Origin of the sequence: Shewanella xiamenensis, from assembly GCF_024971755.1 — a bacterium.
GTDB classification, from domain to species: domain Bacteria; phylum Pseudomonadota; class Gammaproteobacteria; order Enterobacterales; family Shewanellaceae; genus Shewanella; species Shewanella xiamenensis.
Map to the genome: position 1 here is coordinate 1660203 of NZ_CP079718.1, position 15185 is coordinate 1675387.

11 protein-coding genes are annotated in these 15185 nt (G+C 43.7%); 6 read left to right on the forward strand and 5 right to left on the reverse strand.

All coding sequences use genetic code 11. The features are described 5' to 3' along the window. Positions 1-49: 49 nt before the first annotated feature. Positions 50-406 (forward strand): ribosome hibernation-promoting factor, HPF/YfiA family, encoded by a 357-nt coding sequence (gene hpf, locus KXJ80_RS08400; protein WP_023266557.1) that lies wholly within the window; start codon positions 50-52, stop codon positions 404-406. Between the two features lie 64 nt (positions 407-470). Here hpf and KXJ80_RS08405 read toward each other — a convergent pair whose 3' ends face one another. The 3 genes from KXJ80_RS08405 to KXJ80_RS08415 form a co-directional block, all read right to left on the reverse strand. Beyond that, complete coding sequence (locus KXJ80_RS08405) at positions 471-1166, reverse strand: response regulator transcription factor (RefSeq protein ID WP_055647799.1); 696 nt, start codon at positions 1164-1166, stop codon at positions 471-473. Between the two features lie 44 nt (positions 1167-1210). After that, positions 1211-2353, reverse strand: a complete 1143-nt coding sequence (locus tag KXJ80_RS08410) for a sensor histidine kinase (RefSeq protein ID WP_088586889.1) — start codon at positions 2351-2353, stop codon at positions 1211-1213. A 608-nt stretch (positions 2354-2961) separates the two neighbouring features. Continuing rightward, positions 2962-3684 (reverse strand): YebC/PmpR family DNA-binding transcriptional regulator, encoded by a 723-nt coding sequence (locus KXJ80_RS08415; protein WP_055647800.1) that lies wholly within the window; start codon positions 3682-3684, stop codon positions 2962-2964. Positions 3685-4067: 383 nt separating this feature from the next. Between KXJ80_RS08415 and KXJ80_RS08420 the strand changes: the two genes are divergently transcribed. Further along, positions 4068-5636, forward strand: a complete 1569-nt coding sequence (locus KXJ80_RS08420) for a methyl-accepting chemotaxis protein (RefSeq protein WP_055647801.1) — start codon at positions 4068-4070, stop codon at positions 5634-5636. Positions 5637-5959: 323 nt separating this feature from the next. Next, positions 5960-6184 (forward strand): TIGR02922 family protein, encoded by a 225-nt coding sequence (locus KXJ80_RS08425; protein WP_037420886.1) that lies wholly within the window; start codon positions 5960-5962, stop codon positions 6182-6184. Between the two features lie 100 nt (positions 6185-6284). On the opposite strand, the gene KXJ80_RS08430 is transcribed toward KXJ80_RS08425, so the two are convergent. Further along, entirely contained in the window at positions 6285-6866 is a 582-nt protein-coding gene (locus tag KXJ80_RS08430; protein ID WP_055647802.1) for a TetR/AcrR family transcriptional regulator, read from the reverse strand. A gap of 129 nt (positions 6867-6995) precedes the next feature. Here KXJ80_RS08430 and KXJ80_RS08435 point away from each other — a divergent pair, with 129 nt between their 5' ends. Beyond that, entirely contained in the window at positions 6996-8063 is a 1068-nt protein-coding gene (locus KXJ80_RS08435; RefSeq protein WP_037428790.1) for an alkene reductase, read from the forward strand. A 79-nt stretch (positions 8064-8142) separates the two neighbouring features. Here the strand turns inward: KXJ80_RS08435 and KXJ80_RS08440 are convergent, their stop codons facing one another. Beyond that, positions 8143-10563, reverse strand: a complete 2421-nt coding sequence (locus KXJ80_RS08440) for a Lon protease family protein (protein WP_218737179.1) — start codon at positions 10561-10563, stop codon at positions 8143-8145. Between the two features lie 536 nt (positions 10564-11099). Here KXJ80_RS08440 and KXJ80_RS08445 point away from each other — a divergent pair. Then, positions 11100-13736: a bifunctional diguanylate cyclase/phosphodiesterase gene (locus KXJ80_RS08445; protein ID WP_218737178.1), complete on the forward strand. Its 2637-nt coding sequence runs from the start codon at positions 11100-11102 to the stop codon at positions 13734-13736. Positions 13737-13864: 128 nt separating this feature from the next. Continuing rightward, positions 13865-15094: a DEAD/DEAH box helicase gene (locus tag KXJ80_RS08450; protein ID WP_218737177.1), complete on the forward strand. Its 1230-nt coding sequence runs from the start codon at positions 13865-13867 to the stop codon at positions 15092-15094. The last annotated feature ends 91 nt before the right edge of the window (positions 15095-15185 follow it).

The following is a 15185-nucleotide window of genomic DNA, read 5'->3' on the forward strand; positions in this document are numbered from 1 at the left end:
CTCTAATAGTGAAGCGAAAAAAAAGTAAAGACACTAAAAGGGACAACCTATGAAAATTAATCTTTCTGGTCACCATGTCGATGTTACTGATTCTGTCAAAGAACACGTTAACGAAAAGTTTTCAAAAATCGCCACTCATTTCCCCACTCTCATTGGGCTCGATATCATTATTGCTAAGGAGCATGGCGAGTTTCAGGTTGAAATTCGAACAAATTACGAAGGCAGTCGCATCTCCGCCTCAGGTACGGATGAAATCATGTACCCCGCGATTGCTGCAGCAGCTAAAAAATTGGATGCTGCACTAAAACACCGTAAAGGTCAGTTAAAGGCCGATTTACATGAAAAGCCGACCTGCACAACGCCACCTATTGCCCATGAAATTATCCAAGAGATGGATTTACGCTAGTTTTTTGCGGCAGTAATTACATTGAAAAGGGCCTTTAAGGCCCTTTTTCGTTGGTGTGTCCGTCCTAAATTAAGCCGATTTGTAAGCCTCTTAGTACTGCTTGAGTACGGTCTCGGCAATTGAGCTTAGCCAAAATGGTTGAAACGTGGTTTTTCACGGTTCCTTCGGCCAAAAATACTGCATAGGCGATTTCTTTATTGGAAAACCCTCCCGCCATATAGCGTAAAATCTCTTGCTCGCGAGCTGATAACAACGCTTGAGTTGCAATGTTGAGAGGCGCAGGAGATAGAGATGTAGGAGATCGGTGCTGCATCTGTTCAAGTACTGAAGGTTCTATCAGATACTCACCTTTGGCAACCGTTTCAATGGCATGCAGTAACTTATCCAGAGACACATCCTTCAATAAGAAGCCATTTGCGCCGGCATGTAAGCTATTTAAAAACAATTCGCTGTCATCAAAGGTGGTTAACATTATTACTGGTAAGGGATTTTGTACGGCGCGAAGCTGTTTTAGCAAACTAATACCATCGAGCACTGGCATGCGAATATCACTTAATAGCAAATCTACGGCTTCAGTTTCCAGCAGCCTAAGTGCTTCTTGACCATTCTCAGCCTGCCAAGTCACCTTGATATGCTGAGAAATGGCAATTAGGCTCGCGATCCCCTGACGAACTAACTGTTGGTCTTCCACTAATCCCACCTTGATAGTATGAGGTGCGGATGGGTTATCAGTTGTGATTGCCGATTGAAATTTTTCCATAAGTAGCGACTTATTCCTTGTAACCCGTTTTGTTGGGATGTCTTTTACATTGTTGTATTTTGTGGCAGCCGGATAATAAGGCTACAACCTTTAGCATCTTCATTGGGCTGCAAACACACCTTACCATTAAAGGCTGATAACCTTTCCTGCATGCTATTGAGCCCGATACCTGTTGAAGCGGTTTGGTTGATACCTTGACCATTATCGTTAAGTTGAATGATAAGTTCGGTTTGTTGCAGTTGCATCGACAGCGTGAACTGATTGGCCTTGCCATGGCGCACCCCATTACTGATCCCTTCCTGCAATACCAGTAATAAGGCTTGAGCCAGTTCAGTCGACTGTAGCGGCACTAATGATTTATACCGCAAGCTAACATTAGGTAAACGGCTTGCTATTGCATCAAGCGGAGGCTTTAAGTCGAGGCCAATATTAACCCGCTGCGCACGAACCACGGCGCGGATACTCTCTAATAATTCCTTGGCAAGTGATTTACTCTGATTGACTGTGGATTTGAGCTCCGTAGGTGCTTGATGACTTAATAGCTCAAGTTGCAATGATAACGCAGTGAGTTGGTGGCCGAGAATATCGTGCAAATCCCGTGAGATCCTCAACCTTTCTTGCTGCTCGCTGGTTTGACTCAGCAAGGCTCTCGTAGCGATAAGTTGTTGATTAAGATGTTCCTGTATCCGGCGAGACTCGCGCTCGGACAATCTCGCTTGACTACTGCTGTATGCAAATAGCTGGAATCCCATATAAATAAGGACATTAAAAATAATACTGTTTGAGGTGTGTAAGTGCAGAATGAAGTAATAGCTAAGATTGGCTAACAGGATTTGTCCTATCGCGGCATTGCGGCTAAAGAACTCGGGTAACAGTGACGCCCATATTACGAGCAAGATGGGTAACAAAGAATGCTCACTTAACAGCATTAAGCTGAGGGTACAGCAAACAAGTACTATGGTTAAAAGCCTATTTATCTTGAGACTTTTACGAGGATGTTCGAAGATTGTCAGCAATAAAAACAATAATATAAACAATGCATAAAGTGCTATATGGCAACTTTTGTTGAGCGTGGGTAGCTTGGCTTGAATATCTTGATTAAATCCCAGCCAAGCGACAAGTGCCCAAGTGAGGCTACCCGCACCAATTAGCATCGTTTCTGCTTTGGTTAATCGATTTCCTTGCACCTATTTGCTTCCTTCAATCACAATTTATCATCCATTCTAAGGCAAGTATTCCATAAGAGACTATGTCTATCACGCAGGCAAAGTCTTAATCCGCTAAGTTATTTGAATTATTTATTTAATTCAGTTTGTGAAGTTTTATCTGATATGTGGATTATTAACCACGCCTAATAACGCCAGCTATATGGTGATGTTATATATTTATTTTAAATCAATTGCTTAGTGAAGTGGCTCAATGTGATCAGCGTTTTTGATAAAACCAAGCTACGTTGTTTTTATTAAGCGGGAGTGGCGGTGTCGTTAGCCTATGAGGTAATGAGTTAGTGATAGTAGGAATGCAACCTTGGCATTGCGATACCAATTGCCGGATGCGGTAACGCTTTGTTACTCGCAGGTGTTAGTGGTCGGGGGTATTGTATGGATATGGCGCTGCTTTCGGCAGTGGCAACTATTTTCCATAATGATTATGGCCCATCGCGATGATGAGTCCCTCCATGAAGCGCGCTACGAGATCTCGCGCGTTTGGCCAAGTGTGCAGCGATTGAATTTCATGCATGATCGCAAATAAAAACGCAGCTCATTGGCTGCGTTTTTGTTAAGTAAGATTTTAATTAATCTTGAATTTCTGCATTGTGATAAACGTTTTGCACGTCATCACAATCTTCTAAAGCGGCGATAAATTTATCGAATACTGCCACATCTTCACCGGACACTGGGGTCATGGTTTGCGGCACGAAAGTGATGTTCTCAACTTCAAAGTTGATATCAGGCATTGCATCCGTCAGTGCAGTTTTAACTTTGAAAAACTCAGTGTGTGGCGCGATAACGCTGATCATGCCATTTTCTACTTCTACGTCGTTCACATCGACATCGGCCATCATTAGAATTTCGAGGATGGCATCTTCATCTTCACCGGGGAAAACGAACACGGCAGATTGGTCAAACATATGGCCTACTGTACCGGGTGTACCAAGTTTGGCATCGTTTTTTACGAAGGCTTGACGTACTTCAGTAAAAGTACGTTTTACGTTATCGGTTAAGCAGTCGACGATGACCATGCAGTTACCTGGGCCGAAACCTTCATAACGGGCAGTATCATAATCTTCACCGCCACCACCTTTGGCTTTATCAATAGCACGTTCAATAACGTGTGCTGGTACTTGATCTTTCTTCGCGCGTTCGATTAAACGACGGAGTGATAAGTTGCCGTCCGGCTCGACACCACCTTGTTTGGCGACTACGTAAATTTCTTTACCGTAGCGTGAGTAAAGGCGGGTTTTCTGGCCAGCTGTTTTCGCCATGGATTCTTTACGGTTTTGATATGCTCTGCCCATCTTGATCTCGTTAGCTCAAAAAAATTGCGCCGATAGTAGCAGTTTTCTTGCCGTATGTGCAGTCACTCTAGTTGGAATTCTTGTCAATAAAGCGATAAGCACCACATTTTGTCAGCTAAAAATGGCCAGAGGATTTTAGGAAGGATTTATTGGGTAATTCGGCGAAATCTATACTAATGTCTAATGCCATAAGCGCGTTAGAGCGCTGAAGATAGACTATAGGTTTTAGGATGAATAGTTCAATTTAGTCAGAAGGATAGACTCACTACGCAGTGTTTGAATTTGTCTATTCTGCTTACTGCGGCCAATCAAATAGCAATGGATAGCAAGTGAATACTCACTTCGCTCACTTTGCATGTGCGTTTTCTTGGTGAGATACAAATATGGAATTACAACATAAAATCGTCATTGCACTGAGTTTAGTCTTAGTTGTGTTTGGCAGCCTTTTACTTAATGCCATCTCCTTATCCGGTTTTACACATGCCTTGGTTTTAGGCGGGATAGTTTGTGTGTGGGTATTATGGATTGTTAAGCGTTTTTTGAGTATCAAGGCGCCAAATCCTGATGAAAATGCTCTTAGGCTCAATCGGTTAAGCTCTCCTGAACATGATATCAGCGTCCAAACCAGTAAGATTGCAATTGGTGCAGCTGAGGTCTCACATTTTATTGATTTATTGAATAAATCGATTGAGTCCAATGGTGAACATGCGAGTGCTATCGCGGTGGCTGCGGCGCAATTGAGTAATACAACTGCTTTGCTTGGGGATAATGCCAGCAGCATTTTAGTCCAAACCCAAGAGGCTGAGCGCTTGAGTGTGCAAGGCAGAACTCAAGCACAAAAGGGCGTATCTGCTATCGAATCATTAAATGCTGATATCAACACTGCCGCTCAGCAAGTGCAGGCCTTAAAGTCAAAAGCTGAACAAATTCAAAAAATCACCGAGGTCATTAATTCGGTTGCGGAACAAACAAACTTACTGGCATTAAATGCTGCTATTGAAGCGGCAAGAGCTGGAGAGCAAGGGCGAGGCTTTGCTGTGGTAGCTGATGAGGTTCGAAGCCTTGCCGGAAAAACGGCTGGAGCGACCCAAGATATCGGTAAGATGCTGCTCGAAATTCGTGCTGAAACAGACAAAAGTTCAGCGTTAATGGAACGAGTGGTTTTGCAAACTGCTGATGTTGTCGGTGCGATGGGGGAGTTGGATGGTCACTTTACTGATATCTCAACCTCTGTAACTCGTTCTGCGCATGCGCTTGGAGATATGGAAGAATCCCTTAAGCAATACAATCATACCACCAATGAGATTAGCAACTCGGTAGCGCAGATCCGTGACTCGCTGACTGCGACAGGAAGACAAAGCATGACGGTTTCTGAGCAGGCGTTTACCCTGTCATTAACGACAGAGGGTATATTTAAAGCATTGTCTCATTGGGATACTCAAACCTTTGATCAACAAGTGCTATTAGTCGCTAATGAAGCGGCAAAAGCTTGCGGAGAGAAACTTGCGCAAGGATTAGCTAATGGTAGTTTTACGGAAGCAGAGTTGTTTAGTCCCAAATATCAGCCAATTGCCAATACTCAGCCGCAGAAATATACCACAGCATTTGACCGTTTCACCGATCAACATTTTCCCGCGATTCAAGAACCGATTTTAGCTAAGCATAGTGAGATCATTTATGCTGGAGCCGTTGATAAAAAAGGTTATTTCCCAACCCATAATAAACGCTTTAGCCAAGCATTAACGGGCAAAGTTGAGGTTGATATGGTGCATAATCGCACTAAACGCTTATTTAATGACCCAACGGGCAACCGTTGTGGGACACATACGGATCCTGTTTTACTGCAAACCTATAAGCGAGATACCGGGGAGATTATGCATGACTTGTCAGTACCCATTTATGTTAATGGTAAACACTGGGGCGGTTTTCGAGTGGGGTTTAAAGCGAAGTAACTGTAGTTTAATATAGAATTAACGCTTTTATTTTGTAGATAAATATTCATCTGTCCTTGTTGCTTAAGTGTGATCGATTGCGCGGATTTGATTAACAAAATAGAAATAGATTGGCATCTATTTGCCGAAGTGCTTAAATGATGTGATATTCATGGCGCGATGATGTCTTTACCTTTTGTATAAAGTTATATCGCTTTGAGTTTTTAATTTGTTGATTTTAAATGGTAAAACAAGTTTTGGGTTTTGTTTTCATAAGAGATGAATGGAGACTCTTGCCACTTTGATCGATAGCAGTAGATACTGCTTAATGTGAGTTAAAAGTTATGCAAGCAACACAAGCGACTGTTACAGTTTTGTATTATGATGCGCCCGTTGGGTTAATTATGCACAATTCGGTGTTACAAGGTTTACCTGTTAGCGAGTCAGGTCGTGTGATGATTCCTGCAAGTTTTCGCAAAGGAAAATCCATTATTGCCGTATTAGAAGGTGAGTGTAAGATTTTGAACTCACTCGGTGAGCGTGTTTTTGCACAGGCAAATATAGGTTAAGAAAAAATATACTGGCAAAACATCATATTGAAAGGACGATAAGTTGATTTATCGTCCTTTTGCTTTATGCGTTCGGTTAAATAAGCGTCAGGTTCGGCTGTTATCTGCAAACATCATCAAACAGTTTATTGGCTAATTGCTGCAATATCTCCGCCTGCGGATGGGTGTGGGCGAAGGTTCGTAAGCCATAGATTCCCATCATTAAATATTGTGCTCTCTGCTCGCTATTGAGCTGCCCTTGTAACATTCCTTGAGAAGCTGCAAGTTCAAATTGTGCGGTGAGTGCGTTTTGCCATAGATGGAGATTCTGACTGATAATATGTTGAATCTCATCGTCTTGCTCGGCGATTTCATTTAACGCCTTGGTCAGTAAACAGGCTTGCTGGCTATCGCAGCTGATACATTCGACGACGACATTATCTAAGTAAGTTTTTAAATTTTTAAGCACTGGCTGGTTGTTGGAGAAGATAAGCTTGAATTGCTCGTTTCTATCCTGTTGATATTGCTCGATAGCGGCAATGAGTAATCCACGTTTATTACTAAAAGCACAGTAAATGGACCCAGGGTGTAATCCGGTGGCTTGGGTGAGATCTTGCATGCTGGTCTTGGTATATCCCTTACGCATAAAGGCCGCCATTGCCCCCCTGAGTACTTGCGCCCTATCAAACTCTGCGTTTCGCATTGCATTCTTACCTCTTACCGATACTTGCCGGAGATTCTAACTAATTTTGAACAAACATTCAAAAATGTTCTTGAATGATCATTCAAATAGTAATATCTTGAACGTACATTCAAGAATGGGGTTTAACCAATGACGATTGAAAATGCAGTGAACTCTGTAGGTAATCTATTCGACACCTATAAGCTTAATGACACGATAACCTTAAAAAACCGTATCTTGATGGCGCCATTAACGCGCTGTATGGCTGATGCCGACTTGGTTCCTACCGATGATATGGTGGCTTACTATGCACGCCGTGCTGAAGCCGGATTGATTATCTCTGAGGCCACGATTATTCGCCCTGATGCCCAAGGCTACCCAAACACTCCCGGTATTTTTACCCAAGGGCAAATTGCAGGTTGGCGCAAAGTGACTGATGCTGTGCATGCCAATGGCGGTAAGATTTTTGTGCAATTATGGCATACAGGCCGTGTTGCTCATCCACATTTCTTCGGTGGTGGTGATGTGCTGGCTCCTTCTGCCCAGAAAATTGAAGGCAGTGTGCCAAGAATGCGTGAATTGACCTATGTAACGCCAAAAGCTGCAACGGTTGAAGATATTCAGGGGCTGGTGCGTGATTATGCAAAAGCGGCTGAGAATGCGATTGAAGCCGGCTTTGATGGCGTTGAGATCCACGGTGCTAATGGTTACTTGATTGATGAATTCTTACACCATGATAGTAATCGTCGTACCGATGAATATGGTGGCACACCAGCCAATATGTCACGGTTTGCCTTAGAAGTGGTCGATGCAATTGCCGCGCGTATTGGTAAAGACAGAACGGGTTTACGTATTTCCCCTGGCGCCTATTTCAATATGGCAAGCGATAGCCGTGACCGTGCGGTTTTTGATTATTTACTTCCTGAGTTAGAAAAACGCGATCTGGCCTTTGTGCATATCGGTATTTTCGATGACAGTATGGAGTTTGATTACTTAGGCGGCTCTGCATCAAGTTATGTTCGTGCACACTATGGCAAAACGCTAGTGGGTGTGGGCAGTTATAGTGCACAGACGGCGAGCAAGGCCATTGCTGAGAATAAATTTGACTTAATTGCAATTGGTCGCCCCTTTATCGCTAACCCCGATTATGTTGCTAAAGTGCGTAAAGGCGAGGAGCTGGTGGCTTATAGTGATGAGATGTTAGCAACCTTGATTTAAGGTTTAGATTGCAACGCTGGTAAAAAAGGGTTAGCTAAGCTAACCCTTTTTGCTTTTTGTATCTGTTGTTCAATCGAGACTATGAATTCGTTTTGCTGAGTGCTCTCAAAGCATTAAGTTTGTGTTGGGCAATGCCGAACACGCAATCTGATGCATAGTGCTCTGTGTGTTTACTCTCATCGGTTTGCACTATCGCAGCGGCTTTACCTAATAGCAAAGTCATCGCTTGAGTAACATGGTTAATCGCCCAAATATGGAATTCACCACGTTCAACCGCTTCCACAATATCTTGGCGTAGCATTAAGTTTGCAATATTCGACTTGGGAATAATCACTCCTTGACTCGAGGTTCTACCCTTGATTTGACACACATCGAAAAAGCCTTCAATTTTCTCATTAACCCCGCCGATAGGTTGAGCTTCGCCAAACTGATTCATTGAGCCAGTAATGGCAATATCTTGTCTTAAGGGCAACTCACTGATAGCGGAGATAATAGCGCAGCATTCGGCCATTGACGCACTATCACCATCGACACCGCTGTAGGATTGCTCGAAGGTGAGGTAAGTGGTGAGAGGAATTTGCGCGGTTTTACCTAACACAGAGGCTAAATAGGCGGTGAGGATTAAAACCCCCTTAGAATGTATTCGCCCACCGAGTTTGACCCTATGTTCGATGTCCAGCACTTCTCCTTTACCATACGCGGTCGTGGCGGTGATGCGATTAGGCAGACCAAATTGATGATCTGAAGTAGAAACAACAGATAACGCATTGATTTGACCAACGACTTTATCGTGAGTATTAATTAGTGTGGTGCCATTCACGAAGCTTTCCATGATGTTGTCATGCAGGCGGGAGACGCGTTTCTCTTGATTTTTAAGTGCCTGTTCAACATGCTGCTTTTCTATTTGTTCACTTGCTGCGGCTTTTGCGCAAAAGTTGGATTCCCGTAATAGGTTGGCAATATTAGCAGAGTGCAGTGAGAGCTTCTGTTGATCCTGTGCCTCACGTGAGCTGTATTCAATGATGCGTGCAATGGCGCTACGGTCGCAGTGCAGCATGTTGTTATCGTGGACAATACTGGAAATAAATCGGGCATAATGGGCTTCGGAGTCGTCGGTTCTATCCATGACATCTTCAAAGTCGGCAGTTACCCTAAATAACTCACTGAAATCAGGATCATAATGCTGTAATAGTTGGTAGGTTTCATGGTCGCCGAACAGGATAATTTTTACATCCAACGGGATCGGTTCCGGTGCTAATGAAATGGTGCCAGATAGTGAGACTTCCCGCTCTAATGAACTCAGATCCAACTTGCGTGAACGCAATGCTCGCTTTAACCCATCCCAAACATAGGGGCGTTCAAGCACTTTGATCGCGTCCATTAATAGCACGCCACCGTTTGCCTTATGTAAACTTCCTGGGCGGATCAATGAAAAGTCGGTAAACACTGTACCTCTGAAGGTCGCGTTTTCAACATAACCAAACAGGCTGTGGTAGCTTGGGCTTTCTTCGACCACGATGGGGAATTTCTGTTCGCCTTGGCATACAAGTACATTGACCTGATAGCGGCGGGGCATTTTCTTTTCAAGTGAAGCGTAGGCTAGGGCGAGTTGTTCTTCGCTTTCTTCAAGGAAAATATCTAAATTACTTAGGATATCTGCCTGCATTCCGGTTAAAAATGCTCTGACATCTGGTTGATGTTTGTACTTATCCTTCAATGGCTTAAAAAAGTGGATCAACACATCCTTGGCAACTTGTTCATCATGTTCCTGCTGAGTATCACTAAATTCTTCTTCCCATTCAGTGTTTTGGCGAATAATGCTCCTTAGTTTTACTTCTAGCCCATTGATATTGCTTTCAAATTGACTACGCTCGGCTTCCGTGAGGGCGCTGAAGCTGGCTTCATCATGGGGTTCATCACCATTGAGGGCGATCATTTGATAATCTCCCTGCATGGTTAAGCTCAGACTAATATTTTTTTGTTTGGCCTCTTCGCTGAGCTCTGTGAGTGCGGCTTCTTGCTTTTGTATCAGTTGGCTTTTAAGTTTTTCAGCTCTGGCATAATACATTTCATTATCAAAGGCTAAGGGTAATGCTCTTACCAGTTTGAGCATGAGTTTCTCGATGGATTTCTTAAACTCTTGCCCCGTGCCAGCGGTGAGTTTTAGCACTTTAGGGCTGCGGGTATCGTCAAAGTTGACCACATAGCACCAGTCAAATAACGCGGGTTTTATGGGATCGTGGCGATTGAGATAGCGCAGCATCATGGTTCGTTTACCGAGACCATTTTGGCCGATCGCATAGATGTTATAGCCCTTTTCTTTTATCCCCATGGCAAATTCTACCGCCTGTTGGGCACGTTCTTGGCCAACAATATCATCGAGTGGCGTGAGCTGGGCTGTAGATTGGCACTCAGTATTAAGCTGTTTAAGTTCTGACTTTCGGTAAAGCTGCTGGCTCGTTAACGGGATGGCGGGTGTGGCTGTAGGCACGGTAGGCATAAAAATCCTTGTTTTTCTTTCTGATTATTTCCATTGTAGACAATAGGATAATGTTATTGTCAATGAAAAGACGGTAATTTCTACTTAAACAATCCTTATGCGAGGGGGCTATACCTTGGGATTCGGCCCTGTTTGTAGGCGTGAATTTTTGCTTGCGAAACGAAGATGAAGATGTTTGATTTTTATTCAAATGTTTTATTGCTAAGCTTTTACTGACGTACTCATTTTTGAGTAGCTTTGAGTCTAACCTTTATCGACAGTGAGTCTGTTGGCGATAATGGTGTTTAAATTTCGTTATCTGAAACAAACTAATCTGCTAATAACTCAAATAATTATGTATTAGTGAATGACGATGATTGAGTGTCTGCGGTAATATCTGTCAATTGAGGGTGGGATTGTACTGGTTTTGTACTTCAGCCTAGGCTCAGATTTTATTAAGACAGTGGGTGGGTATTGTTGTCGGTGTAGTGTTTTTTAGGGGGGCGCTTGTTGTCCTTATTTAACATGGAATTGTAGAGGCTATAGTTAGCAAGCTTATGATTGATTTTGCAATTTCACAAAAGCAGTTAACAGATTGGGCAAACGACTTACAGTTAGTCGCCAATATCACTCAGTCGCATGCGGTGATTTTAACTGCGAATGTAGCGGGTGAATATCGTCAGTTAATTCAGTCTGAACGGTGCCAACTTGTTGATATAGAAGCTCTTGTTCGGCATTTTAATCATAAAGCTCATTTAAACCTCTATCAACATGCGACACCTAAAGTTAATACCCCATCCACTCGCTCCGCTTCCCATTATCCCTTCAACGAATCAAGTACCTTTAGCCATCATCAGGTTAATATTCCGTTGGATGTACGTCATGCTGCTGCATTCAAGCAAGCCTTGATCCCGGATGTAAAATCAACGCCAAAATGGCGTGATACCGGACTTGGAAGCTTAATTTATTTGCCTATCATCTGGAATTCTGGAGCGCATTTCGGGGTATTTTGTTTATATCATCATACTCCTTTACTGTTAGATGATAAGGCACTGCAACTCGCTTCCCTAACGGTTAATAGCCTACAGCTTAATTTGAGTGAGTTGCACAGGGCCCAACGACTGAAAATGGCCGCCTTGCGCGGTGATGCGAAGTCGATGGATGTTATTGACTTGCAGACCTTTATCGATAGTTTTGAAGAGCATATTTGGGTCAAAAATACCGACGGTGTTTACACCATTTGCAACCAAAGTGTTGAAAATGCGTGGGAGCTACCCCGCAGTGACATTATTGGCAAGACGGACGAAGAGCTATTTGGCAAAGCGATTGCGGATATTTTTCTCAATGGTGACAAACTTGCTATTGAGACTGGGGTGCCAATTATTGTTGCCGAATGTTTAGATGGTGAGAATCAAAATAAACACTTATGGCTAGAGACCCTTAAAATCCCCGCCTTAACGCCCGAGGGTGAACTGGCGGGCGTGATAGGCATGACCCGTAATATCTCTAAACATAAAGAAGTGGAAGAACAACTTACCCTCGCTACCAATGTCTTTAAACACTCCCTTGAAGGTGTAGTCGTGACTGATAGGCACGGTAATATTACCGATGTTAATGGTGCCTTTTACGAGATTACAGGTTACTCGCGGGAAGAGTTACTTGGGCAAAATCCACGCTTATTTAATTCCGGCCGTCACGATAAAGCTTTTTTTGAAACCATGTGGAATCATTTACTCGATGCTGGTAAGTGGAATGGTGAAATTTGGAATCGACGTAAAGATGGCACTATTTTTCCGCAAAATATCACTATTAGCGCCATCTACGATGAGGTTGGGGAGATCCGCTATTTTGTCGCAGTTTTCGCCGATATCTCCGCTCAAAAACAGAGTGAAGCGCAACTTGCTCATTTAGCTTATTTTGATCCACTGACTCATTTGCCGAATCGCATGAAGCTGATGATGCAGCTTAAGCAAGAACTCAGGCATGCGAAACGACTCAATCCCCAATTAGCGACAGTCTTTATTGATGTGGATTTGTTTAAACACATTAATGACAGTTTTGGCCATAGTATTGGCGATGAAATGCTGGTGGAACTGGCTAAACGTCTTCGTAGCCAATTACAGGAGCAAGATGTGTTGTCACGTATTGGTGGCGATGAGTTTGTGGCGCTGATTTCGGGCATTCAAGGCCATGAGGATGCTACAGCGGCAATTAACCAATTGCGCCAAGTATTTGATCTGCCTTTTGTGGTGAGCACCGGGGATCATTTACGCCTTACCGCCAGTATGGGGATTTCCCTTTACCCAAGTGATGGTAGTAATGCTGATACGCTGCTACGCAATGCCGATGCCGCCATGTATCGCGCTAAGAGTGAGGGGCGAAATAATTATGCCTTTTACACTGAATCATTGACCAAAGAATCGATCGAGCATTTAAAGTTGCAGAGTGCGCTTTATGGTGCACTTGAGCAAAATTCTCTGTATTTGATGTATCAACCTAAATTAAATTTGGTGACCCGCAAAACCGTTGGAGTTGAGGCGCTATTGCGTTGGAACGATCCGATTTTAGGACAAATTTCCCCAGGGATGTTTATTCCCGTCGCCGAGAAAATTGGCTTAATTTACGATATTGGTTTGTGGGTGCTTGAAACGGCTTGCCAGCAAGGTGTGTGTTGGTTGGCTGACGGTAAACAGTTTGGCCGCATTGCGGTTAACGTCGCAGGACAGCAGTTGCAACGTGGCTCCTTTGTGGAGGACGTGAAACGTATCCTAACGCAAACAGGCTTACCTGCAACGTGCCTTGAGCTTGAAGTGACAGAAAGTGTGATGATGAATAATCCGGATGTCGCGATTCGTGATTTAAAATTGTTAGGTGATTTGGGCATTGAGCTCTCGGTCGATGATTTTGGTACGGGTTATTCATCACTGAATTATTTGAAAAAACTTCCAATTCATAAGCTTAAAATCGACCAGTCTTTCGTTCGAGACATTCCCTTCGATACCAACAATACCGCGATAGCTAAAGCTGTGATTGCCCTTGGCCATGCCTTAAAATTAGATATTGTTGCGGAAGGGGTAGAAACCACCGAGCAAGCCGAGTTTTTAACTCAAAATTTTTGCGACCAAGCACAGGGATATCTCTTTAGCCGCCCACAATTACCAGCGGATGTTGAAGCCTTTTTTACTGAAGCGTAATTGTTTACCAAACCTAAGTAGTGGTGTGGCTGTGACCGATAAGCATGATATTAAAGGCGCGATCGTAAACTGGTCGCAGTCCGTCCGGTCTGCTAACATTGCGGCATGATTGTTTTTGGTGATGTTTCATGTCTTTTAGCGCGCTTTCCTTAAATACCCAATTAGTTAACACCTTAGCTGAACTTGGTTATCAACAACCCACGCCTATTCAAGTTGAAGCCATTCCCGCCATTTTAGCAAAACAGGATGTGATGGCGGGGGCTCAAACTGGGACGGGGAAAACCGCAGCCTTTGCATTACCCATTCTGCAACACTTAATCGCTGATAACGAAAACCTTAAGGTGCCAAAAGCAATCCGCGCCTTAGTTTTAGTGCCAACGAGGGAGTTGGCACTACAAGTTCAGCAAAGCTTTGTAAAATATGCGAAAGGCACAGATATTCGTGTGGGTATTGCCTACGGCGGAGTGAGTATCGAGGCGCAGCAAGCGGTGTTTAACGCCGGGATCGATGTGTTGATTGCAACCCCTGGCCGCTTGCTTGATCATTTACGTCAAGGTGCACTCAATCTTAACCAATTGAACACACTGGTATTTGATGAAGCCGACCGGATGCTTGATATGGGATTTATAGATGAAATCAAAGCCGTGCTTAAGCAAGTGCCCGCTCATCGACAAACCCTGCTATTTTCCGCCACTTTGGATGATTCGATTTTTAGTTTCAGCAAAAACCTTCTGCTTAATCCCAAGCTGATTGAAGTGGCTAAACGTAATACGACCGCGGCCCAGATAGAGCAGCGAGTCTATGCGATTGATAGCGATCGTAAAACTGAGTTTGTCAGCCATGTAGTCCGTAGCAAAAATTGGCAGCAAGTGTTGATCTTTAGCCGCACTAAGCAGGGTGTCGATAAGCTGACCACTCAGCTCAATCAACTCGGAGTGACAACGCAAGCTTTCCATGGCGACTTGTCCCAAGGTGCGCGGGAAAAGGTATTGCAGGAGTTTAAACAAGGACAAGTGCAAGTCTTAGTCGCCACCGATGTGGCAGCTCGTGGGCTTGACATTGCTGAGCTACAGTATGTGATTAATTTCGAATTGCCGTTTATAGCTGAAGATTATATTCACCGTATCGGTCGTACTGGTCGCGCTGGCAGTGCCGGCGTGGCTATTACGCTTTTTAGCCAAGAGGATGCGCTACTGCTAGAAGAAGTCGAAGCCTTGCTCGATAAGCGTTTGCCACAACAATGGTATCCTGGCTTTGAACCCGATTTTAACAAAATGGTCTCCGAGCCAAGACGCAATAGCAAAGCTGCTCAAAAACAACGGGCTAAAAAACGCGCGTTAGGTGGTAAAAAGCGCTAATTAAGGCGACAAGGTTGTTTAAGCTTTTATTCTGATAGCGAGCCGCCCTTTGATAGGGCGGACGATCATTTCGCTAATGGTTTTACGTGAT